This is a genomic window from Bacillus oleivorans (assembly GCF_900207585.1).
Taxonomy (GTDB): domain Bacteria; phylum Bacillota; class Bacilli; order Bacillales; family JC228; genus Bacillus_BF; species Bacillus_BF oleivorans.
Map to the genome: position 1 here is coordinate 1 of NZ_OAOP01000011.1, position 25,355 is coordinate 25,355.

Consider the following 25,355-nt stretch of genomic DNA (forward strand, 5'->3'; position numbering starts at 1 on the left):
AACTGCTTCTATTTTTTCCTCTATGTTAAATTTAGACATATAAAAACTGCACCTCCAATTGTTAGTTGTGTGTCTAACAATTGGGGTGCAGTTCAAAGTTAGGGTAGCTTTTGAATTGTTTCAGGAGAACCCTCGGGGTTACCTGTCACTGTTCGGTAATAAAGAAGTCTTTGATGTAGTGCATGAAGTCATGGCACGCCGGAGTTAAATATCGTTACGCATTGAGGCCGATGTAGACAGTTCTTTTAGGGGAGGGGTTTTTTAATTTTACAGTCGAAAGGTTTGCTTCATTTTGCATGGAATATTTCACATAACTTTCTGGGATGATGGTCACGCCTAAACCTCTTTTAACTAGACTGCAAGCCGTTTCTAAATCTCCCACCTCATAAGTACCCTTTGGTTCAAAATTAGCAGATTTGCAAGCATCTATGAAATCCTTTTGTATTTGAAAGCCAGATTCATAGTTAATAAAATTTTGGTTTCTTAATTCCGTAAGGTCTATGGATTGTAAATGGCTAAATGGATGCACCTTTGAGGTTAACAATACAATATCTTCTGAAAAAATAGGAAAACATGCTAAGCCATTATTCTCAATATGATGCGTAACCAGTGCAAAATGAATATCGTAGTTGATTAAAGCTTCTTCTACATCTTTCGCACGGACAACGTTTTTCAAATTGAATTTAATCTCCGGGTACTTCTTCTGGAAGGCCAATATCACGAGGGGAATCCAGTTACGAGAGGATTCTATAATGTTGATTGTGATTTCCCCTTTGCCCACTTGTTTAATCTCTTCCATATCCTTTAAAAAAATATCGAAGTGATGCAAAATTTTCTGAGCATGATTGTATAAGATTTGTCCTGATTCTGTAAGGGCCATACTTCTAGTGCTACGATCAAACAACGTAAACCCAAATTCACGCTCCATTGCCTTAATCACATTGGTTAACGAGGGCTGTGAGATATGTAACTCTTCGGCTGCCTTCGTCATTTTCATGTTTCTAGCAACCTTTTCAAAATAATGCAATTGCCGAATATCCACCATCATCCCTCCGTATTTATAGTTTAAAGCTATAAATTTATAAAATTTATATATTATACATTATAAGTATAAACCTTTATGATCGTACTATAAAGCAAAATATTCTAAATGATTCGGGAATTCAAATAATACCGAAAGGGGTAATGCTATGAATATCAGTTTAGATCAGGTAAATACGTTATTTTTAGCCGTGGCCCTGCTATTGGCCGGCTCGTACTTAACAAGGAAAATTGGTTTTCTTAACAGGTTTTGTATCCCAGCACCTGTTGTAGGAGGTTTCCTATTTGCTATTATCGTCACTATTTTAAAAGGTCTTAATCTCGTGGAAATAAAGATGGATACATCCCTGCAATCCATGTTTATGCTAGCTTTTTTTACAACAGTTGGGTTAGGAGCGAGTTTTTCGCTCGTCAAAAAAGGTGGAAAATTACTTGTTATTTATTGGCTGATTTGTGGATTTCTCGCATTTTTGCAAAATACAATTGGCGTTTCACTTGCACAGCTCCTCGGGATTCATCCACTACTAGGAGTCATGGCTGGTGCCGTTTCTATGGAAGGCGGGCACGGCGGTGCTGCGGCATTTGGAAAAACAATTGAAGACCTTGGCGTTGATTCAGCGATTACAGTTGGTATGGCAGCCGCTACATTAGGCCTTATCGCCGGTGGTTTAGTCGGAGGTCCCGTATCAAAATATCTGATTACTAAATATAACTTAAAACCGATTGAAACCGACAACGGGAAAGAACTCGAGGAGCTGGAAAAAGCGTTCAAAGAAGAAAGCAATCTTACCTCCAGCACCTTTATCACACAAGTTTTTTTAATCACACTTTGTATGAGTTTAGGAGTTTTGTTGGGTACTTATTTTTCAAAGTTAACCGGCTTCGCCCTCCCGGGTTATGTTGGAGCCATGTTTGTAGCGATTATTGTACGGAATCTTATGGAAGCGTTTAAAATGCCTCATTTTAACCTTAAGACGACGAATATTATCGGCGATGTTTCGCTAGGGATTTTCCTTTCAATGGCGTTAATGAGCATTCAGCTTTGGGAAATCGTGGATCTGGCGCTACCAATTTTTGCGATTATCGTCGTGCAGGTAGTAGCGATGATTTTATTAACAATCTTTGTTGCTTTCCGCCTGTTAGGGAAAAATTTCGACGCTGCTATCATGGTTGGCGGTTTAGCCGGACACGGACTTGGAGCTACACCAAACGCAATTGCAAATATGGACGCAGTTACAAAGAAGTATGGCCCATCCAAAAAGGCCTTTCTCATCATTCCGATCGTAGGAGCCTTTTTAGTAGATGCTTTATATATACCGATTATCGTAGGTTTTATCAACTTCTTTAGTTAAATTTTTTGAAAGGACTGAATGAAATGACCACAAAACACACACTTCCAAAAATTAATCAAGAACGTTTACTTAACAGTTTTTTAGAGCTTGCAAAAATAAATGCACCGAGCGGTTTTGAGAAACCGATGGCGGACTTCCTAGTTCCAAGATTAAAAGAACTAGGCTTTCAAATTCAGTTTGATCAGGCTCATGAACAGTTCGGCGGGAATTGCGGGAATCTGATTGCCTACTGGGAAGGAACAAATCAAAATGCTGTACCGCTATTTTTCTCCACCCATATGGATACAGTTCTTCCAACGGAAGGGTTGAATCCAGTGATTAGGGACGGAGTTATTTATTCAGACGGTACCACTATCTTAGGAGCAGATGATCGGGCAGCTTTGGCTGCCTATCTCGAGGCCATCCAAACAATCCAGGAGACAAAGATGGACTGCGGCCCGATTGAATTGATTTTAACAGTAAATGAACAGCCAGGACTTGTCGGCGCGGCCCATTTAGATTATTCACTTGTCAAAACCCAAAAGGGGTATATTTTTGACAGCAGTGGGGATGTCGGCCAGATTATTCTGCAGGGTCCTTTTAGCAGCCGGATATATTTTGATATTCGTGGAAAATCATCACATATTGGGCTCAATCCTGAAGAAGGAATCAATGCATTTCTTATCGCGTCTGATGCGCTAAAAAATATGAATCTAGGTAAAATTGACTCTGAGACGCTAGCTAATATTGGTATCATAGAAGGCGGTAAGTTGACCTCGATTATTCCAGGGGAAGTTCGGCTGGTAGGAGAAGTTCGTTCCATTAGTGAAGAAGGGTTAAAGAGACAGCTGAATCAGATGAAGCTAGAAGTGGAGACATCTGCTGCAAAACACGGCGGCACCGCTGATGTACATTTTGAAAAAAAATATCTGGGGTTCAATGAGCCTTTAGACTCGATTTTGACGCAAACAGCCATACGAGCAGCTGAAACTATTGGAGTTGAAGGGCATACGACGAAGACATTAGGTGGAGCCGATACAAATGTTCTTAACGAAAACGGTCTTACCTGCATCACGCTCGGCAACGGCTTTCGAAACATCCATACCTTTAATGAGCACATCAGCATCGAAAACTTAAACAATACCGCTCAATATACAATTGGCCTAATCGAAGAATGGTATAAAACAGCAAAGTAATATTTAAAGAGAAGTGTCTGTGGCACTTCTCTTTAAATGTTCCGGGTACAGGATCCACACAAACAAAACTACTAATGGCTTCCCTTCTCCTACTGAGTTCAACAAAATGGAGAGATTTCCCTGTAATTTACATTCCGTTCAACAGATTATATTTATCTAATAAATATAATGATCCAAAGAACAATCACTGTTAAAAAGCCAACAATCGAATTAAATACCGAACTAGGTAATTTGATTGCTCTAAACAGTATTACAAAAACCGTAACAATAAAAAGAGTAATAACTGTCAATAAAACTAAATTAATTGCTATGTTATGGATTGGTAACGCATCTACTTGACTAAAATCAAATGCCCGCCTGTTTAAAAGGCTCTCAATTCTAATGCCACTTAAAATGCCACTACCGACTGGTTGCATCGGACTCATAAACATTCACATGTCACTTTCCCCTTAACATATTTTCCTCGTGATTTGAATATCATTTATCATCCAATTCATTGAATAGTAATACGAAAAATAAATTTTAGAAATTCCAAATAGCCGTTCCAAGTGGACAACTTGTTAAAATCACCAAAGGAGGATTAGATATGATGAAAAAAGTTTGTAATAGAGGGAAAGATATAGATGAAGAGGTCGAAAGTGCTATTGAAGAAGGAAGAACACTGTTGTAATAATCCACTTATAATCTAACGATTTCTTCTGCAGAATGGCAATAAAAAACCCCTCGATATTTCATTTCGACAATAGGAGATATTTTCCTGTAAATTACCACGACTTAATTTCAGCTGTAATAAACAAGGGAGGGCCACATTTCGTTTTTAGGGTGTAATCCTAAATCAAATGGTTTCTTGAGGTCAGTTCTATGGGATAATGGAGCAACTGTTACAATTGGACAAAGTTGGTGGTAATTCTCCCTATTGTTAGAGATCACTACTACCCACCGCTCTTCATGCTCTTTTCTTTTTCCTAACTTATCAACCTGAGGAATTGTTACATCCCTATCGTCTATTTTCCAAACAGAACCAAATTCAAATTTTCTATGTTTCCAACCACACAACAACAAATTCAAGCTCACTGACCATGTTGTTGATGATTTTTACATCGATTAAATCGTAGTTGGGACTTTCTTTTGCTTTTTTCTGCAGCTGTTTAGCTAACCTTAATGACTGTTTGTTTTCATATAGAAGAGTCTCAACATGATCAACCCCTCAGTAGATAAATAAAAAAGACACTAAATGACGGTATAAACCGTTCATTTAGTGTCCTCCAGTTGACTGGTAGAACAATTTTAAAAAATAATGTTGTGACTAATTTTTTTCTTTTTGCTGGCTTTATTTTTTTGTATTGAATAAGTAAACCTTATTACTTCAGTAATTTTTAAAAGTTCAATATTGCCACTATGAAAACCAAAGCTTAGTGTTTTTTTAACTAATTCTCCAGGGCTAATATTAAGATACTCTAATTTATCACTGGTAGACCCATAAGATGTTCTTCTCCTTGTATCTTCATCATTGGGTACTACTTCAAAAATTTTTTGCTTATTGTCATCGTATAGACTTACTCTTAGATCATTTATTGATTTATACGACTCTGAATTATTAAAGAAATCGATATTTATTTCTATTGACGCATGATCTGCCATTTCTACTGTTTCTACTGCTTTACCTTGACCATTTATTTGATAATTCCTAAAATCATATTCTACTCCTATAATATTTGATGTAATTGTCCCTGCTTTTTTAAGAAAATGAGTAGTTATCAAGGTGATTACTGATCCTAATACTGCCCCGATTATACCTTCAAATGATTTTACTAAATCAATGATTACTTCGGACACTAAAATTCTTCCCCCTCGTCAAACTTCACCCTTTTCACCTTTCCTTGATGAGTAATTATCTTTGTCTCACCATGATTAGGTAAGAGTGTAAACCTCGCCTTTCCGTCACAAACAACAATGGCAAAGCTTCCTTTTTGTTCCATTATATCATTTTCTAGTTTCATAGTATTAGAGTTTATAGATCTTTTAACCATAGAAAAAGCCCTTGATATGACTAGTATACCAAGGACCTGTACTAATAATCCCGAGAAGGCTCGAACCTCCGACCCCCACCCTGTCAAGGTAATGATACGGATCCGATTATAACAGTTTATGTCTTAAATTATTGATATAATAGGCTCTATTTGTGGGTGTATAAGATTCTAACAGATGTAGTTGGTGGCAATAAACTTGGTTTTGCCACCAGATTGCCACCAACTTACCACCTTCTATAACCCCCTTGTTATGTAAAGGATTTCTTTTAATCCTTAACAAGGTAAATAGCATTCAAATGCCATAGAAAAGCGCTCAGAGTAAAAAATATTTGAATTTCCTTCATTAAGTCTTATTTAATTAAAGCACCCTATAGTTTAAGTACATTTGTTCACAAACTTATTACAGGAATGCTTCCCCTTTAGTTTAAGTATTCCACAAAAAAAGGCGTTCTATACCCCGAAAACCGAAGAATTTAAGGGGAAACGGGTAAGGGTTAGAAAGATGTCTCATGCTGATTTTCAGAAAAAAGTTTGATTAATACATCTAAACCATACAAATAAAAGAATACATATAATAAAGTATATTATTGAAGGCTTTACCCCAAACTTTTGGAAACAGCCTTCAATTCATATAACCCTCATAGATCTTCTGCAGCTTCTCTTCAAATAGACTCATGTGGACAGCACGTGCTTCCCGTAAATATTCTTTCCCTTCTACAAATAGAAGCAAAGCTGGGACTGAAAAAACGGTGAATCGTTCTGCAACCTCCTCTACTTCTGCCGAATTGACATGAGCGAGACGAATTTCCGGAAACTTTTCCATCAATTCCCCGACCTGCGGCAAAAGGGCATGACAAACACTGCAACCTGTACGGGAAATGTAAACAAAGGATAATACATGGCTGGTGATAAAACTGTCAACAGCTTCGATTGTTTGCAATTCTTCGAATGTCCTCATCCTTTTTCCGCCTTTCTGAAAAGTATTAGTTTAGCCATTCCTTTAAATAAGAGATTAATTAAATATAATGAGATAAAATTAATATTTAACTCTACTATACAATCAACATAATTTATAGTTAATTTTGTGCTAAAGCAAATCCATCGAATCTCATTTACTACTTTTCTGTAAACATGACAGTTCCTTATCACTGTATTTCAGTGATTAATAATTGCATCACTCCAGAAGGGCCCTTAATATTACCTTATCATTTACATTATGATCAATTACCCGTAGAGGTATTATTAAGATTAAAAAATAAGCATTATACCTTTTGAGCTAATTAGCCTCGGTCTTAGCATTCAGCACCTCTATGATGCGAACCGGATCAAATCCGAAAACCCATTCACCATTAATATTTGTTTGAGGAACAGAGAATCTTCTCGTCTTCGTTATAAGTTTTATCATTTCTATTGGATTAAAATCTACATTAATTTCTTTATATTCTATATTCATTTTGGTTAAAAAATCTCTAACCATACCACATATCGGACACATCGTGGTGGTGTATAGTGTTATATTTTTATTCATTCTTGAGCCTCTATTTCTAATATTTATTCTAAAATAATCAGTAACTAATAATAATGGACTGCTTATAGATTGTATTTATTTACTCCTGCCAATACAAATAATGTTATCTTCTCTAACATCTACGATATTTATTTTGCTCCCGCTGTTAGTTTTCGTTCTAATTCTTTGCTGTACTTGTTTAACGATTAGACTGTGGAAATTAATATCAAGTATCTATCGAGTAATACTTGAGGTCCGAATGGTAGTAGAAGCATCGTGAGAGGAATCTCCAAGTCTTGTAAAGAGAATTTGTGAAATGCTTCAAATTCTTCTTTTAATTGAAAAAAGGTAAAAGCCTTCTTAAGGAAACTGCCATATTCACCTAAGAAACAAGGATAATGAGTACTTTTGGCGATATCGATACCGGCAATTAGTGTTTTTCCGTATCTTGATTTAGCTTTTCATACCTTTTAGAACTCATAAAGTAGTCCTCTGTTTGATGATGGGTCAACTTGACACTCAGCATCATCCAGAGGACTCTTGTTCTTCCGATATGATGGTAATCCTCCAAAAAGGAATTTTCTATCAATAAACATTTAGTGATCGACGGTTTACACCACTTTGTGCTGGGAGAAGAGTGAAACCCCTCCTAAATACGCTCTACTTTGTGGAAGGATAAGACGGAGTTTAATCAAAATTCTATCATTTGATTAAACACAATTGGCTAATCTGTTATTTATATGCTTCTTTGGGGTACCAAAGCAAAATCTCAAAAACAGGAAACCTATTTTATACACTAATGATTTGGTTGTTATCATTTAATTCGAAAGAGCCTTTATCTTTTAGGAATGAACAAATAACGTCGATAGCACGATCGTCATAGTACGTTTTGGATTTCTCGCTTCCCTTCAATAATTGACCTCCTCCCCCTACCACTTTGTACGTTGCATGATTATCAAGTTCTTTTCCACCAACATACAAAGTTTGGATTCGTTGACCCCTGGGATTATACGGCTTGTATGTCATGGCAAGCCCTGAAGAGCGTAAAATATAGCCGCCTTTCTGCTCGAACGGATCCGCTGCAAAAACCATTTCTAAATTTGTCTCCATTATATCACGCAGTGCGTACCCCTCGACTTCAAGTGTAAACAAATTCGGGTTTGTTGGTATGATGCTGTTTAAGTCGTACATGGACAGTGGGCCGGCTGCAATTGGCGGACCATACCTCCAACCATGGGAAAAGGCGATATCACAATCATAAGAATGCAAGTAAGCATCTGTAATGAGCTTGTCCATCGGTGACTGCTCTAAGGTCATACGATGAAGGAGGGTATTCGTTTTACCAACTAAATGATTTATTTCCTCATTGAACGGTTCAACAGCAGATTTAACTAAATCTTTCACATCCGGGTCCTCCTGCAAACCTTCATGGATATCGATCAGCCGATACTCAAAGTGGGATATGTTGCCACTCTCCAATGAGATATCCAACCGCCCCAAAAATGCAGAGTTCGACCCTGCCTGAACGACAATAGTACCATCTGCGATGATGGGGCGTGTTATCCGGTCGTGACTATGTCCCGAAAGAATGACATCAATCCCTTTAACAATGGATGCCATCTTTACATCCAAGGGCAACCCTAAGTGACTTACAACAATAATAAGGTCTACTTGTCCTCGGAGCGTCTGGACAATATGGCTTACTTCTTCTATTCCAAGTGTGAAGGACAATCCTTTAGTAAAGTGATCCGGCATAGTCTGCTCTTCATAACCATATGTCAACCCTATGACACCAACATCCATCCCTTCCATTTGGAATTCCCTATAAGGAATGAAAAATGGCTTTTTTGTATCATTATCACGAACATTGCATGCAAGCGTAGGGAAAGGCAGTTCACTAGTCAATTTTTTCAGCTGCTCTTTTCCATAAGCAAAATCCCAATTGCCCGGAACAAATCCATCTATTTCCATCTTTTTTAAGATAGGGATTAGTGCTTCCCCTTGGCTTTTAAGTAGTGGCAGCGTCCCGTGAAACAAATCGCCGCTGTCGAAGAATAAGACATTGTTTTGTTGCCTCTTTACGTTTTTCACGTATTGGTTGATTCTCGCTAAACCACCTGCTTTTCTTAGCACCGGTTTACTTCCTTGCCAATAAAACTCATCATGCATATCTAAACAGCCATGCGAGTCATTTTGCTGAAAAATAGTTAACGTTTTTGCCACGGTATCCCTCCTGATTATTCCGCTATTTATACACATATACCCGGTAGTCTTTTCGATCCTAAACATTTATCCATTTAATTTATCTGGAAGAAAGTAGACTACAATTATGCTTCTTTCTTCCAGATACAGCGGAAGCAGAAATACATAGAGCACAAAAAAGCAAAAGAATTCTCTAACAGCTCTTTAAGTACTGAATCAGAAAACAACTTAGGAAATAGGTGTAATCAAAGTTATAAATGTAGGTATTGATGAAACATATGTGATAGTACCAACAGAATAATTAATAATTCAGAAGGGAGGTTGCAAACAATCTCCCTTTTTTCTATTGCGATTTTTGACCGACAAATTGTATGACATGGGACAACCCATTATGCAGTTCTCCTTCATGGCGCACAACCTCACCCATAAAAAAGTGAATGATTTTCCAATCTGAGAAGGTTTCTAAAAACTCTTCCGGTTTATATAAAAGATTTACATCTTTCGGACCACCACTTTCATACGGTAGTTGATAATGGGAATAAACCTCGGTGATATAGAACCCCCCAGGCTTAACCGCTTCCTTTACTCCCAAAAGAGTTTTCTTTCGAAGTTCTTCAGGAAAATGGCCAAAAATACATACAATCTCATCCCATTTGTTTTTACTCCAGTTTGCATTGTTCAAGTCTATAAGTTCCGTTGAAAGAGCTACGCCTTTTTCTTTTGCAAGATGTTCTGTTTTAGCTAACCCGGACTCAGCGTAATCCCAAGAAGTGACTTCCATACCCTGTTCAGCTAAAAACACAGCATTTCTCCCCTCTCCTTCTGCAATGGCCAATGCTGTGCCTGTTGGATTCAATTTTTTGTGTACGTCCTCTAAAAATACATTTGGATTTTTACCGTATACATACTGTTCTTTTTCAAAACGCGTGTTCCAATGGTTCAATTTTGTCACCCTTTCATTTTTCTTAGGTTCGACGCTATCTTCATAAGAATTATATGAATAATAAACTCAAATTACTGATGTCAAAACTGGCAGATATCATCATCTTACCCTGTTTATGAACATTTTAATGTTTGCTCCCGACTTTAAAAGTAAATACTTAATGTGAAAGGGAGTGAAAAACTAATGGAATTTCATTACACAGTAAAAACTTCAAAATCGATTCAAGAAACCTTTTCTTCCTTAGAGGAAAATTTAAAAAGTAATAAGTTTGGTGTCCTTTGGCATTTAGACCTTACTGCAAAGCTAAATGAAAAAGGCGTGGACAGCTTTACAAGACCCTTTCACATACTTGAGGTCTGCAATCCTGTCGAAGCTGCTAAAGTGTTGAGTGTTGATCCAATAGTCGGTTACTTCCTGCCGTGTAAAATTGCTGTATATGAAAGTGACGGGGAAACAGCTATCGGTTTACCCAAACCGTCTGCACTCGTCAGCATGTTAGATAATGATGAATTAAAACAAATTGCATCTGAAATCGAAAAAACCCTTATTGGTGTTTTGGATCAGAGTATATAATTTAAGGCTCCAGATTTCATATCTAGAGCCTGCTTTACTCTAATTATAAAATATCCAGCCAAGTTTTGATGGCTGTGCCTAAAATCAGGACTGCTAATACTCCCTGCAGTATTTTTGTGTCCATTTTGCTTCCCGCTTTAGCACCAAGTGGGGCCGCAATAATACTTGCAATTATCATGATGATTGCAGGACCGTATTCGATTTGTCCAGTCATTATTTTACCAGCAGTTCCCCCAATGGAAGAAATGAAAGTCACGGCTAAGCTTGTAGCGATCGTCATCCGTGTAGGGATTTTTAAAACTACAAGCATGATCGGTACTAAGAGGAAACCTCCTGCGGCTCCTACGATTCCCGATCCAACCCCTACAATCAGGGCTAATATCGCTGCCAGCGGTTTGTTGAATGTGACTTCATTCAAAGGTTTGTCGTCAATCTGCTTTTTAGGAATGAACATCATAACTGCTGCTATCAATGCCAATATCCCATACACAAGGTTTACTCCGTCTTCCGGTAACGCTTTTGAACCAAAGCTTCCGATTAAGCTACCGATTAAGATGGCAACTCCCATATAGATGATCAGCGACTTATTCAAGTATCCACCTTTTCGATATGCCCATACTCCCGCGATTGAGGCAAATAGCACTTGAATAGCACTTATTCCGGAGACTTCATGGGCAGTAAATGCAGCTATACCGAAAAGTGGAGGAACATATAACAGCATAGGATATTTAATGATGGAACCGCCCACACCGACCATGCCGGAAATGAAGGAACCGATAAAACCAATCAGGAATATAACGACAAGGAATGTTAAATCCATCGAGGACCTCCCCCTTCTTCATTTTTGTTTAAAAGTAGAATGGGACCTTATACGGTCCCATTTCAATGATGACTTACCTTACAGCACAACGGTTTGGTCCAATTTCCATCTCACGTTGCTTTTCTTCATCAGGAGAAATTTTCCCCATGTTTGTTTGTCGAATTTCTTGATACGCGTTTGGCTGGGGCGGCAAGTTTTCTGTAACCAGCTTACGGAATTCAGATTCGTCTTCAATTTGTAGCCCATGGTTTTCCTTGAATAGATTTCCCAATTTAGCGGCAACACTGCCATCATCATTTAATTCTTCTATAATCATGAAGTGAGCAGGAAGAACAACAAGCTCTCCTGACAACTCCCGATATTTGTTATAAAGACTATTACGCAAATCCCCAACCCAGTCTTCGGCCATTCCAGCCAAATCAGGGCGACCAATTGAGTCAATAAACAAGATATCACCGGTCATCAAATACTGATTATCTACAATGAATGAAGTAGACCCGATTGTATGACCAGGAGTATAAAGCGCACTAATGTCAATTTTACTTGACCCAATCGTCACAGAATCCCCGTCATTCAAAGGACGATACTCGAATGTCACTTCTTCCGCATCCTTTGGTGGAAGCCAATACGTTGCCCCCGTTTGTTCTGCAATGATTCTTCCACCAGAAATATGGTCGGCGTGAAGATGGGTATCAAATACATGAACAATTTTTGCGTTAATTCTCTTTGCAAAATCAATATATACATCCGTCATACGAGTCGTATCGATTAATGCCGCCTCACCATTAGATACAACCATATAGGATAGACAGCCTTTTCCAATACGGACGAACTGGTACAGTTCTCCGCCGTCTTTCAAATCGCTGATTTTAACAGGCTCCAAGTGTTCGCTCCATGCTTTCATGCCGCCTTTTAAGTAAGCAACATCCAAACCTGCATCTGAAAGCATCTCAGCAATCATCACTGAAGAACCCTCCTTCGCACAAACAACTAATATATCCTTGTTAGAGGGAAGCTGATCCATGATTTCCTCTACTCCATCAAGAAGATCGAAGTAAGGGATGTTCAAATGGACAATATTCTCTCCTTCAATTTTCCAATCTGAGAATTCGGTTTGGTTACGAACATCCAAGATGAACAGCTCTTCTTTGTTAAAGATTTTTTGTGCAACCACTTCTGAACTCCAAGATTTAATCGTCATATTATTACCCCCTTGGGTATATTTTTATTTTTAAAAATTTCCTTAGAACGTCAATGACACGTCTGCATTCTTCGCGAAGTCAAGGAATGTCACAGCTCCGCCTACTTCAACTCCATCAACAAATGCATCTTTTTCAAGTCCCATAACATCTATTGTCATTTGACAGCCGATAAATGTAACGCCCAAGTCTTGTGCCATTTCAATCAATTCAGGAATTGCCGGAACGTTCGCTTTCGCAAATCCTTCTGCCAAATGCTCTCTACCAGCTGGCATTGGAAGCTGATGGCTTGCTTGTTTGTGAATTAAATTCAGACCTTCAAATGTGAAAAAGATTTTTACTTCCATGTCTGTTGCTGCTGCAGCAGTTGCAATATTGAATACCTTGTATGCATCAAACATTCCACCGTTACTTGCAATAATCGCTACTTTTTTACCCATTTTAAATTCCTCCTATTAATTGCTTTCGTTTTTATTGTTCATTTCGCCTGTCCATTCGGACATGCCAGGTACCACATTGTATACTTTGCCGTAGCCTTTTTCAGCGAGCTTTTGTGCTGCTAAGTCACTACGATTCCCGGTACGGCATACCACGTAGATTTCATGTTCTTTATTTAACTCTTCCAACCGGTTTTCCAAATCACCCAATGGGATGGAGATTGCATTCGGAATATGGTTGAATGCATACTCCGCTTCTTCTCGAACGTCAATGATCGTGTATTGGCCATCCTCACCCAGTTTGGATAGAAGATCATCATTGCTAATTACATTCGGATGTTTCTTTTCGCTCAGTTCTTCGTTTGCAGATTTCCGGATATAATGCTTGAGCAGGTGTCCTTCTTCTATAGTTCCAATATAATGGTGACCAGAGTTTTCAGCCCATGCTCTTAAATCTGCCGTTGAACCTTTATCAGTTGCCTGAATTTCTAATACATGACCTTCAGGAAGATTAGTAATGGCTTTTTTCGTTTTCACGATCGGCATTGGGCATGCCAATCCTTTTACATCCAATATTTCGTTTGCATCAATAGAATTCATATTTTCTCCTCCTTCACTTAAGGTTGAAATTAGCTGAGTAGATTATTCCGTTTCGCCTTCCCATTCAAGCATTCCGCCAGTCATATTCGTTACATTGTAGCCTTGGCCTTCAAGGAATTGTGTAGCACGACCACTCCGGCCGCCGGAACGGCAAACCATGATGTACTCTTTTGTTTTTTCCAATTCGCTCATACGGAATTCAACTAATCCTAATGGGATGTTAACCGCTCCAGGAATTTTACCTGCAGCAACTTCTTCCACTTCACGTACATCAATGATATTCAATTCTTTTCCTTGTATTAATAGGTTTTCTACCTCTTTTGGTGTAATTTCCTTCATCCTGACTTCCTCCTTTTATGATCTCCAGGCGCTCATTCCACCACGGACATTTGTTACTGATTTAAATCCGGACTTCTTCAATTGTTTACTTGCCTGGCTGCTTCTCATACCGCTTTGGCAAATGACAACCACTTCCTTCTCTTTAGAAAGGGATTCTGTTTTTTGTGGCAGCTGGTTAAGTGGGATATTCTCGAACTCACGGATATGGTTCGCTTTATATTCCCCTTGAGTTCGGACATCAATGAATTGCTTGTTTTTATCCGTTAGTACATTCTTTAGTTCTTCTGTTGTAATCTGCTTGACACCTTTCGACGGCATAAAGCGAAGCGCAACCAGAATTACCACGACCCCAATGACTGTATATTCCATGAAAATCACCCCCCTTTTTACCCTACAGGGTATATTTTAGTCAAAAAAAATTATGCTTTTTTAATGTGGAACTTTAAAACACCATCGTTCTCTTCATGGCTCAATAATTCATGACCTCCGGACTTAGCCCAAGCAGTCAAATCGTTAAGCGCACCTTTGTCTGTAGCAAGCACTTCAAGAACTTCACCAGAATTCATGCCGTCCATTGCCTTTTTAGTTTTTACAATCGGCATAGGGCAAGCTAATCCTTTTGCATCCAACGTTTTTGTAACTTCCATTTTCCATTCCTCCTAAGTTTTATTTTAATACCCCTATGGGTATATTAGACGATAAAAAAAGGAATGTCAACACTCCTGTTTTTATCTACTCTTAACTAACAGATTTACTGCTTCTTTAATATAGTCATCTTTGTTTAACCCGTTTTCTTCAGCTTTCATCACACACTCGACCAGGTTTGAACTTACAATCACTCCCACTGTACGATCTACAGCGGAACGAACTGCCGATAGCTGGGTTACTACGTCTTTGCAATCTTTGTTCTCTTCCATCATTTTTAAAATACCACGTAATTGGCCTTCCATTCGTTTAATACGGTTTTTCATTTGATCATTATATTCCAATGTTGTCACCTCTCCATTTACTCTATCCTATAATCCACATTATATACCCACGAGGGTATAACGTCAAGAGAGGTTGAGTAATCACACCCCATCTCTTTAGAACATTGAATATTGGGGTTGATCCGGTCATATAGGAATTGTAAAAGAGAAAATATGATAACTTCCGTCTGTGGTAAGGTTGATTCCCCCTCCATGCTGGTTAATAATTTCTTTAGAAATAGCTAAACCTAATCCTTTTCCGTCTCCAACGTTATTAGTGTTTGTTCGATAATCTCTTTCAAATATAAACAGTTGCTCTTGACTGGAAATAAATTGTCCAGGTCCTCCAACTGAAATCATATAATAATTATTTTCTCTCTTTCCAGAGATTTTTATCGGTCTGTTTCCTTCATAGTAACGAATAGCGTTCTCAAGTAAATTACTGACTACTTGGATAATGCCATTTGGATCGATGTGAACCTGTTGTGATGCAATATCACTTTCATAACGAATGTTTTTACTTTTCATGGACCAACTAAACATACGAACGACTTGTTCCATTACTTCCTGAATGTCTATTTCCTGTTTAATTATAAAGTTTTGATGTTGAATATATTCAAATTGATCAATTGAGTCAAGTTGTTTCAACATATAAATCAGTCTATTTGACTCTTGTCGCAATGAATGGAAAAGTTGGCTATCACCTTTAATAACTCCCTTTTCCAAAGCTTTCAGGTATCCATCCAAATTTGTCAAAGGTGTACGGAATTCATGTGATAAATCTGAGAGTAATTTGTGACGACGAAATTCATTAGATCGCATCTGTTCAATTAGCTCATTAAAATGATGGATTAATTTATCCATTTCCCCATCCGATTTAACTAAAATCGGCTCAATAGCATTTCCTTTTTTCAAACTTTTCATTGAATTTATAAGAAGCTTTAATGGTTGTATTAATCTTCGGGTAAAATAAAATTGAATCATACTCCCCAAAATGAAAAAAATGATGATGAATATCCATAAATATTGCAATAGAAGACTCTTGAATTGTTTTGTTTCCTCATTTACTAAAATCCCATCAAATATTTGGCATGCCGTCTCATATATAGCCCAGCCTGAAAGCAAGATAAATGCCCCAATTACTATGGTATTTACTGTAGTTAATCTCCATAAGAAGTCTTTTGGTAAACATGATCTTCGTTTACTCTGTGACAAATTTATACCCCATTCCACGAATAGTCTGTATTCGTTTAGGCATACTTGGATCTTCTTCGATCTTATCACGCAGTTTTTTTATATGTGCATCAATTGTTCTTTCCATGATTTCCTTTTCTAAATATGGATACAGATGATTTAATAAGTTTTCACGTGGCAGAACTATATCCGGATTCTCCATAAAATGATATAGAAGCTGAAACTCATGCTTTGTTAAATGAATTTCTTTATCATGCAACAGAACCTGGCCTCTCCTTGGTTTAATGCATAAGCCATTATACGAGATCTTCTGACAGAATTGCCCTGTTCTCCGAAGAACTGCTTCAACATGCGCAAGTAGTTCTTCCGGATCAAATGGCTTTGATATATAATCATCTGCTCCTAGCCTTAACCCGTTGATCTTATCAGCAGTTTGTACTTTTGCACTTAACATAATAATTGAGACTTCATTTCTTCCTTGTTTTTTAACCCATTCAACATAGTCTTCTCCGCTTAATTTGGGCAGCATCAAATCCAGGATTATGAGGCAAGGATACTCATTTAAAAACACTTCTTGAGCGTGTTCTCCGTCCTCGGCTTCTACCACTTCATATCCTTCTTTTTCTAAGTAAATACGAACTAATTTTCTAATCATCTCGTCATCTTCTACGATTATTATCTTTTGTTTCAAAGGTTCACCCCCAACAAACTGCAGTGGATTGTTCATTCTAATTTCCCAAATTCCTTCACCATTAAATCGTAGTTCATAGCCCCTAAAGCAATGTATTGAATTCGTCCGTCCGAATCAATTAGATACGAGGTAGGGTATGCATTTACCTTATACATCTCCGCTACTTTGCCTTCTTGGTCAACTAACACTGGAAACGTGAAATCTCCATCTTCGATGAAGCCTCTAACGGTAGAAAGAGAATCCTCTGTATGTGTTAAATTAACAGCCAATACAACTACTTCTTCATCCTCATAAAACCGTTGAATATCGGGCATTTCCGCTCTACATGGCGGACACCAGGTAGCCCAAAAATTAATAAAGACTTTTTTTCCTCGTAAGTCTTCTAACGAAATCACTTTGCCATCAATTGTTTCTAATTCAAATTGCGGAGCAATACTTCCTCTTTTAGTACCTACTGCGTTAGTTTCTATAACGTCATCGTCTGTATTTGAAGAAATGACCGAATTATTTTTTTTCGTTTCATTTTTTGTGGCTTCATTTGAAACATAGTCAAATAACGCCCATCCAATTAAAACAATGGCAAGTATACCTAAAATAACTTTTTTCATTTCAACTCTCCTCTCCATTATCCAAGTCCGGAGAACCAGGTTCCATCAATAAGCCTTAGTAGATATGCACTTAAACGGGGTATCTGTCCAAAGAACAATAACACACCCATAAGAATCATCATGACTCCACCGATCTTCATTATGATTCCTGACTTACGTACAATCCATTTTGTTTTTCCTATAAAGAACGTCAGAATTAAAAACGGCAAGGCAAAACCAATCACATACAATACTGTATAAAGCAAGCCTTGTCCAGGACTTGTGGCAGCCAATAATAAGATTGATGCGAAAATAGGGCCTATGCATGGGGTCCATCCAGCAGCAAATCCTAAACCTACAAAGAATGTTCCTAAATAACTTGTCGTTTTTTTTGTATAATGAAATCTTTTCTCTTTCATAAAAACAGGTATGGTCAACCAACCGGCTACCACGAACCCCATAAAGATTATAAAGATCCCAGCTAATCGTTGTATTAGTAACCCTGTGTTGCCAACAAACAAACTTTGCATCCATTGCCCTAAATAAGTAGCACTTGTCCCTAAACTGATAAACACTACGGATATTCCAAGAAGGAAAACAAAGGAGTGACTTACTAGTTTTTTCCGCATAACCTTATTTTGCTCGGCCTGAATCTCCATTACACTAACTCCTGTGATATACGACAGATATGCAGGAAATAATGGAAGAACACAAGGTGATAAAAAAGAAATTGCGCCAGCCCCAAATGCTAAAAGCATACCTATTAATAGAAAAGTGTCTGTTCCTATTGCCATGACATCATCACCTCTTTAACCTGTTAAAGATCAGCACTCCTAAATTGACAAAGAAGAATACAACTATAAACTGTAAAGATAATAAATAACCAAAAAAGGATAAGTATGGTTGTGTAGTAATTAAAATTACAGCTCCTATCATCCAACTAAAAAGGATGATCGTAAACAATTGAAAATCAGTCCGTTTCTCTGCGACATAGTAAATCCCTAACAATAAGGCACTAAAAATCATATTCGATAGGGAATACTCGTTACGATCTTGAACGAAATAGATAAATTCAAATACGAATGAAGCAGTCAAAATAACTTGAAACAGCACTCTTAAAAAGTCGGACAGTTGTAGTACGTTTTTACTCATTCTGAAATAGACGTAGAATTCACTTAATAATACCGCCATATAAAAGGAGGATGAATCAGACGGATAAGCCAAAATCGCAAGTGGATCCTTTATAAAATCCGAAAGATTAACAATAATTTTTCCGATCCAGATGAATATCGTAAAATTGATCAGAAAGCTTACAACCTCTTCAAGCTTTGCTTTTTTCTCTTTTCGATCGAGAGAACTAATCCAATAAAAAGCCAATGACCCTAATAGAAAGCTAATTGCTATAATTCCAATTGAAATAAGTTTTGCAAGAGTAGCCATTTTTCACCTCCAATTTATTTTGATTATTGAATGTGAAATTATCATTATAATAAAAGACAGGGAAAATCTACTTAGCTGTGTCCTCATAAATTATTCACTTTGGAATTGCGTTGATTATGTCATTCAACATTTGTTCATCCATAGGACCCACAACTTTTTGAAAAATACGTCCTTCTTGATCGAGAATGTAGCTGGTTGGTATCGTAAAGGTTTCATAGGTCATCCCTACATCCCCTTCTGTGTCTAAAAGGACGGGAAATGTTAAACCATAATCAGTAACAAATGATTTTACAACTTCTTCGCCATCATCTAAATTTGTCAAATTAACCGCAAGAATTTCAATATCGTTATTTTTATGGTCTTCATAAAAGTTTTGCAAATGTGGCATTTCAGCTTTACAAGGCGGACACCATGTAGCCCAGAAATTAAGAATTACTATTTTCCCTTTTAAATCAGAAAGTTTAATTTGGTTACCGTCAAGCGAGGCTAATTCAAAATCAGTTGCGTATTCAATAATCGGTGATTCCGGTGTTTTTTTAGTAACTTCATTTATATCGAGGCTTTTATCATCGGCTATATCCGGCCCGTTATTCAGAATTGAACCACCGGAAGTCTCCTCAGTTGTATTGTTATCTGAAGTAAAATCAATCACCACATAGATCACTAATAAACCAATAATGATTACCGGAATATATTTTGTAAACATTAGCCTTTCAGCTCCTCGTCATTTATCACGAATCGTAAAACTTACATCAACTGATCCAATTATCGTTTGTATCATTCCACAATTATTGACAATCAGTTCTTCGATTTTTCTCAGAGTATCGTCTAAAATCATCTTTTCAAATTCCACATTAGCCGTAATAGCCACAGAAACTATACGATTTGCTTTTTCTGAATTTCGTTCTGCTTCAGCAGAAAAGTATAGACTCCGGAATGCAATCCTTTTCTTTTTAAGCAAATTTACAAGTAGTGATCCGCTGCAAGTAACTAAGGATGTTAACATCAATTCAAATGGCTTAAACCCTAAACTACTGTTCGGGGAAGCGTGTAACTCACTAAACTCAGTTATCCCCACTAAATGGTTATTTTCATATTTGAAATCCATTGTCACATCTCCCTTCAAGTTGAGTATGAATCCCAAATATGAAAATTTCATTAAAGTACAGTGATTTTAAATGTTTTTAAGAAAAGGTCTTATAATCCAAACTCTAATTTGCCACATCCTAAGAATTGATTCCTAAAACTATATTAATCGCACAATTAATCGTAATCTTCATCAACCACGTTTTGAGGTACTCTGGATTTTTCACTGTATGTATCTTCATAATAGATTGCTATGCAACTTCCTGAACAACATCTAAAGCATCTTGATTGATTTTTCACATATACAAAAGCCATTCAATCCTCAAATTGCTGGAAAATTTCCAAAAAAGGCTTTGTCATTCCCGTTTTGAGCCTTTTTCACTAAGCGTATAATTGAAATCACCACCCGTCTTTATTCCCTTACATCTATTGACAATTTAAAATTCAATTTAGCTCATTTATCCAATAAATAAATCGCCTAAAACGACGATTTTTTATTGTTACAATATCCATCTTGTTTGCTTATACAATGATTCTTGAAAAGGAACAATGGAAGCTACGGCTATTGAGGATGTTACTTTCTCATTTTCCCACTCAATTGATCTGAACATTGCCTTATTGAATAAGCACGTCCTTATTGCACTATCCTACCCGTTCGTTTTTACTTCCAATTTGCATACACCTACTTTCCCTACATTAAACCTATCTCATTTTCCATTGAGTTAGAGAATATATTTTATTTGAATGTATTTACACTTGAAGAGCAGTAAGAAAAAAAACATAAAAAATTAATTTAGGAGTGAATTCATGTCAAATAATTTATGGAATATAATGGAGGAAATATTCAAATTAGCTAAGAGAAATCAAGAATTTTTAAGGTTATATGATCAATTACCAGATGACGCTATAAAGTCTGTTCTTGATTTCATCGAGTACCTAAGTAGTAAGGATCAATTAAGCATAAAACAGAGGGAACATGAAAGTTTAACTGTAGTAGAAAATGGTATTATGGATAGTAGAAATCTGTAGATAACCTTCCAGAAGTGTACATGTTCCATTACAGATTGGCAATTAAGGGAGAAAGTTTGGAATACAACCATATAAGGGCTACTGAATATTTATTGTTTTTTCCAATTTACCATACCAAAAAGGGTAGTGAATCAAATCTTATAAATGACCACGTGCATACCAAAAATATTCACAAAAGTTCACATTTGATCCTAACAAGGATGTTTCTCGCTAATTTAAATGCTTAAAATCCGCCTATTTTAAGCCATATTAAGGCATTTTATTTACTAAAGTTCGCTGGCAGCGTAGAGGTCAGGGGTTCGAGCCCCCTATGCTCCATAACGAAAACCCTTGATAAATCAAGGGTTTTTCTATTTCTATCTTTATTTAATCAACGGAAAAAATTTAGTCCTGTTGACGAATTGTTGACGATTGAATTTTAATTTTTATTCCTTCACTCTGACTCACCTTTTTCAAAGGTTAAGGTTGTTCTTTCTTTAATGACCCCAAAAACTGAGTAAATGACTGTGCCTGAAAAATTTTAAAAGTATAGTCTCCATCGATTGCATACCTTTGCTCTGATAGTATAAGAACATGCGGTTTGTTCTCCAAAATTCCACTCTCGTATAGGTCAACATACCTCTCAATTTTATCATTCATTAGTTTATCGCTATAAAAGGTTTTCTGTACCTCGACAAAGAAAGGAGTCTTTCGGAACACACACAATAAATATTAAAGGATATGGAATAACATAAATAAAAATCAACAATATATAATTAGGAAAAACGCTCAGAATATAACCTGAGCGTTTTTTAATGTATTAATTTCCAATCATTACTCAACTAAAAGAACCAGTTTGTTTAAGTACATTTTTTCACAATCATTTTTTAAATTTCGATTGTAATTTAATATCTTTGCTCATTAAACATTGGTAAATCAGCTTAACGCCAATATGATGATTAATAATTTGTTCTGCAGTGATTTCTATGTGTAAATGAAACTAGTGTAATTATGAGTCGCATTAAAAATTTATTCTGTTTCGCTCTTTTTCTTTACAATAAATTTTGGTTCATATTCTGAAATAACTTCGAATATTCCATCATTTGAACAGTAAATATGATGCTCTACTGCTGGATATTCTTCACTCCCCATCCAAGGTAAGCCATCGAACCATTTTATGAGATCTGAGTTACTCATCTTGTAAAAACATAAAGATTTTTCATCTATAGACTCTGATTTATTAACAGCATCAATTGCAAGTTTTCCTAAATCAGACCTTACAACTTCTCCTGTATAACGAAAAGTCCAAACATAGTCTTGAGTAACCGAAATTTGATCGTAAATTATTGACACTTCATTTCCTTTAATATCTATTAGTTTTAAATACAAGCCTTTATCAGAAAAACTTAGGTCAGCATGCATAATATCATTAGTTAGCTCAGTAATAGGTTGCCACACGTGGAGTTTAGGTTCATTCATGAAATCAGTCCTCCTAACCGAGTATTTTTAGATTAAGTGTTTAGATAAGTATTAATCATAATATCTTATTTTGTCAGTCATTGTACCGTTAGGATAACTTAATGAGTAGGTTCTAGTAGAAGTACTTAGATAATAAGTAACTGTATAACCATCAGCTGATTTTGTATATACACCGTCACCATGATACTTTGAAGTTCCTGGCATTGAATCAAAATGTGATTTGGCTTTTGGCTGTCCCCCAGTATTTGTATAATTGTGGACTTTAGTAGTGGAGTTAGTATAGGTTGCTAATGACCTAATAGCACCCCACATTTCCGGCCCAGAACACATTAATGTTATTTCTTCACTAGAATATGATGAAAGTGATATTGATTCAGGTGGCATTTTTATTACGCATTGGTCAGTGTGTTACTTGGTAAAAAAGAAGTAAAAACAAATAATACTGCAATCGAAAGTAAATGATTATTTCTCACTCAAATCCCCCTTTCTTGGATTTGACGTTTATATTTTGTATAAGTTTCAATAGCTGTCTTGTTGAACTATTCTGCTTCGTTTGTTGAATAAGAAAAAGAGGTGACGCAGCTACCTCTGTTGTTAATCTAACGCTACCCGTTAACGCAATAATACTCAGTTCTTCATGGCCATACGCTCTAATAATTTCGCTGCTTCCGTCGCTGTTGGAACCCTAAGCATGTTCCCTTCAGCAAACTCATCCCCTTGTGGGTCTTCACTCGCTCTAACCTCATGTGCAGCTGCCTGAAAATCATAGATCGTCCGTCGATATTCATAACCCATTGGGCTAAGTAGTAACCAGTACGCTCCTGGTTCTTCAGCAAATGGCATCCCTACGCTACCAGCATTAACGATACTGACACTACCTACTTGTCTCTCAAATTGCATATGGGTATGTCCACACACAACAATCTTTTGCTTAATGTCTTCAAAAATAGTGGTGAGCCGTTCTTGAGACGTAAGGGGTGTAAAGATTTCTTCATCACTACGTGGTGTAGCGTGACAAAAAAGAATATCACCTAATCTATCAACATGAATTGTTATTGTTTCTGGTATGTCAGATAGGAAATCCCTCTGAGACCGATTTAACTGTTCAGCGACCCATTGTGTCTTCTCACGACCCTTTTCAGACATAGTAGATGGGAGTGATTTTCCGTCAAAGGCCATCACTACTTCCCTATCTCCATTTCCTCGAATAAAGCGTACCGGAGCAGTCAAGGATAAAATCCGTTCCAAAGTTTGCGTAGGCATAGGTCCAGAAACTATATCCCCTCCAATGACAATTAAATCTGGTTTAATATCTTCAAGTTCCTTCAACACTGCGTTTAATGCTGGTAAATTCCCGTGAATATCATAAAGTGCGGCAATCTTCATATTTCCACTCCTCCCTATTTTCATTAACTTTTCGGTCTGCGTATTAAACTATTCTACTCCGTTACTTCAATAAAGAAAGGATCCTATTCTTTCATCTTTTCCTTTCGTTCTTTGTTCTGAAAAGAAATTATTACTTCATAAGCATCTTTTGGGCTGCGTTTTGCTTTTTCGGCTTCTTCGTATGTTATTTCAATAGTACGAAAACGCGAAACTAACTCCCCTTCATCGAAATTTATAAAGTATCGTCCGTTCTCAACGCTAATTTCTATTCCATAATCAAAAAAGATAACTTCCATATTTATTCTCCTTTAATGATCGAAATTACTAATATGCCCAAGAGACTATTAAACAAACCTGCTTCGTTCGTATTTGTTTTAATAAGATTTTAACATAATATTCCACTTATAAACTTTATTTCTGAATAGAGCAATTAAAAAAGATCGTCACCATCGACGACCATCTTGTATAATTTCTTATTCAACTAAACTGCTCCGTTAGTTGAAGAACATCATCTCGCTTCCATTATATGTTATTTCTTTGGTAAATCAATAACCCTTTTCAAAAACAACAATCTTTGCGAAATCGGCATTTTATAATTAAAGTGGTTTCCATAACAACACAATAACGATGAAAATTATAATTTGAAAAAGACGGATATTGAACTTATCTTCGCGCACTTCTTCCTTATATTCATCCATAATAAAAGCCTCATCGATTTCTTCTATTCGTCGTTTGACTATATTCTTTAAGGTGTTTTCATACATTTCCATCTCTTTTTTATACTCTTCATTAAACTCTATAGTGGTAATTCTCGGCTTCATGTTCTTTTTTCATCCCAATCTTCGGGAATATAGGCCGGATCTCGAAAACCACCAGGCCCTTGATATTTTTTTGACACGGATCCGTTCTTCCCTTCGTAAATTGTGCCTTGTTGTATTTCCCCTCGTTTTAACCGTCCAACATCGATTTGCCGTATTTCCCCTAGTTCTGCCCCTCCAACATCATTGATAAAGTAAATATATGTGTAAAACGGCTCATTCTTGAACTTGACTTCCATTAGAAAATCTCGATAGTCTCTATCGTAAGTAGTTTTATATTCTTTGATATTTTCATCTAAGCCATCCTCGGATAAATAGTCGAGTACGGTTTCTATAGTCTGTTCTTCTGACGAACCATTAAATATTTCCATTTTACCAGTAACATAACCAATAATTAAAATGATTCCGATGACTGCTCCAATGTACTTCATTAATGAACTCCTTATTTACTAAGATTTCAAATACAGAAGATACCACATT

Annotated in this window: 32 protein-coding genes; 4 read left to right on the top strand and 28 right to left on the bottom strand. The window is 36.8% G+C overall.

Annotated elements, in window-relative coordinates; genetic code table 11:
• Positions 1 to 214: 214 nt before the first annotated feature.
• The gene (locus CRO56_RS19335; RefSeq protein WP_179714368.1) at positions 215 to 1,042 is read right to left on the bottom strand and encodes a LysR family transcriptional regulator; all 828 of its coding nucleotides are present in this window, start codon (positions 1,040 to 1,042) and stop codon (positions 215 to 217) included.
• A gap of 148 nt (positions 1,043 to 1,190) precedes the next feature.
• Here CRO56_RS19335 and gltS point away from each other — a divergent pair, with 148 nt between their 5' ends.
• Both gltS and CRO56_RS19345 read left to right on the top strand, forming a co-directional pair.
• The gene (gene gltS / locus CRO56_RS19340; protein ID WP_097160277.1) at positions 1,191 to 2,393 is read left to right on the top strand and encodes a sodium/glutamate symporter; all 1,203 of its coding nucleotides are present in this window, start codon (positions 1,191 to 1,193) and stop codon (positions 2,391 to 2,393) included.
• Between the two features lie 23 nt (positions 2,394 to 2,416).
• The gene (locus CRO56_RS19345; RefSeq protein WP_097160278.1) at positions 2,417 to 3,568 is read left to right on the top strand and encodes a M20/M25/M40 family metallo-hydrolase; all 1,152 of its coding nucleotides are present in this window, start codon (positions 2,417 to 2,419) and stop codon (positions 3,566 to 3,568) included.
• A gap of 780 nt (positions 3,569 to 4,348) precedes the next feature.
• Here CRO56_RS19345 and CRO56_RS23535 read toward each other — a convergent pair.
• The 7 genes from CRO56_RS23535 to CRO56_RS19385 form a co-directional block, all read right to left on the bottom strand.
• Positions 4,349 to 4,642 carry a type II toxin-antitoxin system PemK/MazF family toxin gene (locus CRO56_RS23535; protein ID WP_342745903.1) on the bottom strand — a complete coding sequence of 98 codons (294 nt, stop codon included), beginning with the start codon at positions 4,640 to 4,642 and terminating at the stop codon, positions 4,349 to 4,351.
• Between the two features lie 213 nt (positions 4,643 to 4,855).
• Positions 4,856 to 5,404, bottom strand: coding sequence for a hypothetical protein (locus CRO56_RS19360; RefSeq protein WP_097160280.1), 549 nt, complete (start codon positions 5,402 to 5,404; stop codon positions 4,856 to 4,858).
• Entirely contained in the window at positions 5,404 to 5,598 is a 195-nt protein-coding gene (locus tag CRO56_RS19365; RefSeq protein ID WP_097160281.1) for an XtrA/YqaO family protein, read from the bottom strand. Before CRO56_RS19365 ends, CRO56_RS19360 begins: the two co-directional genes overlap by 1 nt.
• Positions 5,599 to 6,220: 622 nt before the next feature.
• The gene (locus CRO56_RS19370) at positions 6,221 to 6,556 is read right to left on the bottom strand and encodes a thioredoxin family protein (protein WP_097160282.1); all 336 of its coding nucleotides are present in this window, start codon (positions 6,554 to 6,556) and stop codon (positions 6,221 to 6,223) included.
• Between the two features lie 318 nt (positions 6,557 to 6,874).
• On the bottom strand, positions 6,875 to 7,126 hold the full coding sequence (locus CRO56_RS19375) for a glutaredoxin family protein (RefSeq protein WP_097160283.1): 252 nt from the start codon (positions 7,124 to 7,126) through the stop codon (positions 6,875 to 6,877).
• 768 nt (positions 7,127 to 7,894) lie between these two features.
• Entirely contained in the window at positions 7,895 to 9,328 is a 1,434-nt protein-coding gene (locus tag CRO56_RS19380; protein ID WP_245856014.1) for a bifunctional metallophosphatase/5'-nucleotidase, read from the bottom strand.
• Positions 9,329 to 9,650: 322 nt separating this feature from the next.
• Complete coding sequence (locus CRO56_RS19385; RefSeq protein WP_097160284.1) at positions 9,651 to 10,250, bottom strand: class I SAM-dependent methyltransferase; 600 nt, start codon at positions 10,248 to 10,250, stop codon at positions 9,651 to 9,653.
• Between the two features lie 183 nt (positions 10,251 to 10,433).
• Between CRO56_RS19385 and CRO56_RS19390 the strand changes: the two genes are divergently transcribed.
• Positions 10,434 to 10,823 carry a DUF302 domain-containing protein gene (locus CRO56_RS19390; RefSeq protein ID WP_097160285.1) on the top strand — a complete coding sequence of 130 codons (390 nt, stop codon included), beginning with the start codon at positions 10,434 to 10,436 and terminating at the stop codon, positions 10,821 to 10,823.
• Positions 10,824 to 10,866: 43 nt separating this feature from the next.
• Here CRO56_RS19390 and CRO56_RS19395 read toward each other — a convergent pair whose 3' ends face one another.
• The 15 genes from CRO56_RS19395 to CRO56_RS19465 all read right to left on the bottom strand — a co-directional run bounded on the left by CRO56_RS19395 (position 10,867) and on the right by CRO56_RS19465 (position 20,206).
• Positions 10,867 to 11,643 (bottom strand): sulfite exporter TauE/SafE family protein, encoded by a 777-nt coding sequence (locus tag CRO56_RS19395; RefSeq protein WP_097160286.1) that lies wholly within the window; start codon positions 11,641 to 11,643, stop codon positions 10,867 to 10,869.
• Positions 11,644 to 11,716: 73 nt separating this feature from the next.
• Positions 11,717 to 12,844 carry an MBL fold metallo-hydrolase gene (locus CRO56_RS19400; RefSeq protein ID WP_097160287.1) on the bottom strand — a complete coding sequence of 376 codons (1,128 nt, stop codon included), beginning with the start codon at positions 12,842 to 12,844 and terminating at the stop codon, positions 11,717 to 11,719.
• Between the two features lie 42 nt (positions 12,845 to 12,886).
• Positions 12,887 to 13,282, bottom strand: a complete 396-nt coding sequence (locus CRO56_RS19405) for a DsrE/DsrF/DrsH-like family protein (RefSeq protein ID WP_097160288.1) — start codon at positions 13,280 to 13,282, stop codon at positions 12,887 to 12,889.
• 15 nt (positions 13,283 to 13,297) lie between these two features.
• Positions 13,298 to 13,879: a sulfurtransferase TusA family protein gene (locus CRO56_RS19410; protein WP_097160289.1), complete on the bottom strand. Its 582-nt coding sequence runs from the start codon at positions 13,877 to 13,879 to the stop codon at positions 13,298 to 13,300.
• 42 nt (positions 13,880 to 13,921) lie between these two features.
• Complete coding sequence (locus CRO56_RS19415) at positions 13,922 to 14,218, bottom strand: rhodanese-like domain-containing protein (RefSeq protein ID WP_097160290.1); 297 nt, start codon at positions 14,216 to 14,218, stop codon at positions 13,922 to 13,924.
• A gap of 15 nt (positions 14,219 to 14,233) precedes the next feature.
• Positions 14,234 to 14,587, bottom strand: coding sequence for a rhodanese-like domain-containing protein (locus CRO56_RS19420; protein ID WP_425427229.1), 354 nt, complete (start codon positions 14,585 to 14,587; stop codon positions 14,234 to 14,236).
• A 50-nt stretch (positions 14,588 to 14,637) separates the two neighbouring features.
• Positions 14,638 to 14,865 carry a sulfurtransferase TusA family protein gene (locus tag CRO56_RS19425; RefSeq protein WP_097160292.1) on the bottom strand — a complete coding sequence of 76 codons (228 nt, stop codon included), beginning with the start codon at positions 14,863 to 14,865 and terminating at the stop codon, positions 14,638 to 14,640.
• An 81-nt stretch (positions 14,866 to 14,946) separates the two neighbouring features.
• Positions 14,947 to 15,207 carry a metal-sensitive transcriptional regulator gene (locus CRO56_RS19430; RefSeq protein WP_097160293.1) on the bottom strand — a complete coding sequence of 87 codons (261 nt, stop codon included), beginning with the start codon at positions 15,205 to 15,207 and terminating at the stop codon, positions 14,947 to 14,949.
• 126 nt (positions 15,208 to 15,333) lie between these two features.
• Positions 15,334 to 16,401 carry a sensor histidine kinase gene (locus tag CRO56_RS19435; protein ID WP_097160294.1) on the bottom strand — a complete coding sequence of 356 codons (1,068 nt, stop codon included), beginning with the start codon at positions 16,399 to 16,401 and terminating at the stop codon, positions 15,334 to 15,336.
• The gene (locus CRO56_RS19440) at positions 16,388 to 17,071 is read right to left on the bottom strand and encodes a response regulator transcription factor (protein ID WP_097160427.1); all 684 of its coding nucleotides are present in this window, start codon (positions 17,069 to 17,071) and stop codon (positions 16,388 to 16,390) included. The genes CRO56_RS19435 and CRO56_RS19440 overlap by 14 nt, the downstream gene beginning before the upstream one ends.
• A 32-nt stretch (positions 17,072 to 17,103) precedes the next feature.
• On the bottom strand, positions 17,104 to 17,679 hold the full coding sequence (locus CRO56_RS19445) for a peroxiredoxin family protein (protein WP_097160295.1): 576 nt from the start codon (positions 17,677 to 17,679) through the stop codon (positions 17,104 to 17,106).
• Between the two features lie 17 nt (positions 17,680 to 17,696).
• Complete coding sequence (locus tag CRO56_RS19450; protein WP_097160296.1) at positions 17,697 to 18,452, bottom strand: cytochrome c biogenesis CcdA family protein; 756 nt, start codon at positions 18,450 to 18,452, stop codon at positions 17,697 to 17,699.
• Between the two features lie 7 nt (positions 18,453 to 18,459).
• Positions 18,460 to 19,098 carry a hypothetical protein gene (locus tag CRO56_RS23025; RefSeq protein ID WP_179714369.1) on the bottom strand — a complete coding sequence of 213 codons (639 nt, stop codon included), beginning with the start codon at positions 19,096 to 19,098 and terminating at the stop codon, positions 18,460 to 18,462.
• Positions 19,099 to 19,192: 94 nt separating this feature from the next.
• Positions 19,193 to 19,804: a TlpA disulfide reductase family protein gene (locus tag CRO56_RS19460; protein WP_097160297.1), complete on the bottom strand. Its 612-nt coding sequence runs from the start codon at positions 19,802 to 19,804 to the stop codon at positions 19,193 to 19,195.
• An 18-nt stretch (positions 19,805 to 19,822) separates the two neighbouring features.
• On the bottom strand, positions 19,823 to 20,206 hold the full coding sequence (locus CRO56_RS19465) for an OsmC family protein (RefSeq protein ID WP_179714370.1): 384 nt from the start codon (positions 20,204 to 20,206) through the stop codon (positions 19,823 to 19,825).
• A gap of 785 nt (positions 20,207 to 20,991) precedes the next feature.
• Here CRO56_RS19465 and CRO56_RS19475 point away from each other — a divergent pair.
• Positions 20,992 to 21,213: a hypothetical protein gene (locus tag CRO56_RS19475; protein ID WP_097160299.1), complete on the top strand. Its 222-nt coding sequence runs from the start codon at positions 20,992 to 20,994 to the stop codon at positions 21,211 to 21,213.
• Positions 21,214 to 22,221: 1,008 nt separating this feature from the next.
• Here the strand turns inward: CRO56_RS19475 and CRO56_RS19480 are convergent.
• The 5 genes from CRO56_RS19480 to CRO56_RS19500 all read right to left on the bottom strand — a co-directional run bounded on the left by CRO56_RS19480 (position 22,222) and on the right by CRO56_RS19500 (position 25,306).
• Positions 22,222 to 22,671, bottom strand: a complete 450-nt coding sequence (locus CRO56_RS19480) for a hypothetical protein (RefSeq protein ID WP_097160300.1) — start codon at positions 22,669 to 22,671, stop codon at positions 22,222 to 22,224.
• 627 nt (positions 22,672 to 23,298) lie between these two features.
• Positions 23,299 to 24,057: a metallophosphoesterase family protein gene (locus CRO56_RS19485; protein ID WP_097160301.1), complete on the bottom strand. Its 759-nt coding sequence runs from the start codon at positions 24,055 to 24,057 to the stop codon at positions 23,299 to 23,301.
• An 83-nt stretch (positions 24,058 to 24,140) separates the two neighbouring features.
• Positions 24,141 to 24,353, bottom strand: a complete 213-nt coding sequence (locus tag CRO56_RS19490) for a hypothetical protein (RefSeq protein ID WP_097160302.1) — start codon at positions 24,351 to 24,353, stop codon at positions 24,141 to 24,143.
• A gap of 300 nt (positions 24,354 to 24,653) precedes the next feature.
• Positions 24,654 to 24,878, bottom strand: coding sequence for a hypothetical protein (locus CRO56_RS19495; protein ID WP_097160303.1), 225 nt, complete (start codon positions 24,876 to 24,878; stop codon positions 24,654 to 24,656).
• Positions 24,875 to 25,306: a DUF3139 domain-containing protein gene (locus CRO56_RS19500; RefSeq protein WP_097160304.1), complete on the bottom strand. Its 432-nt coding sequence runs from the start codon at positions 25,304 to 25,306 to the stop codon at positions 24,875 to 24,877. The genes CRO56_RS19495 and CRO56_RS19500 overlap by 4 nt, the downstream gene beginning before the upstream one ends.
• Positions 25,307 to 25,355 lie beyond the last annotated feature (49 nt).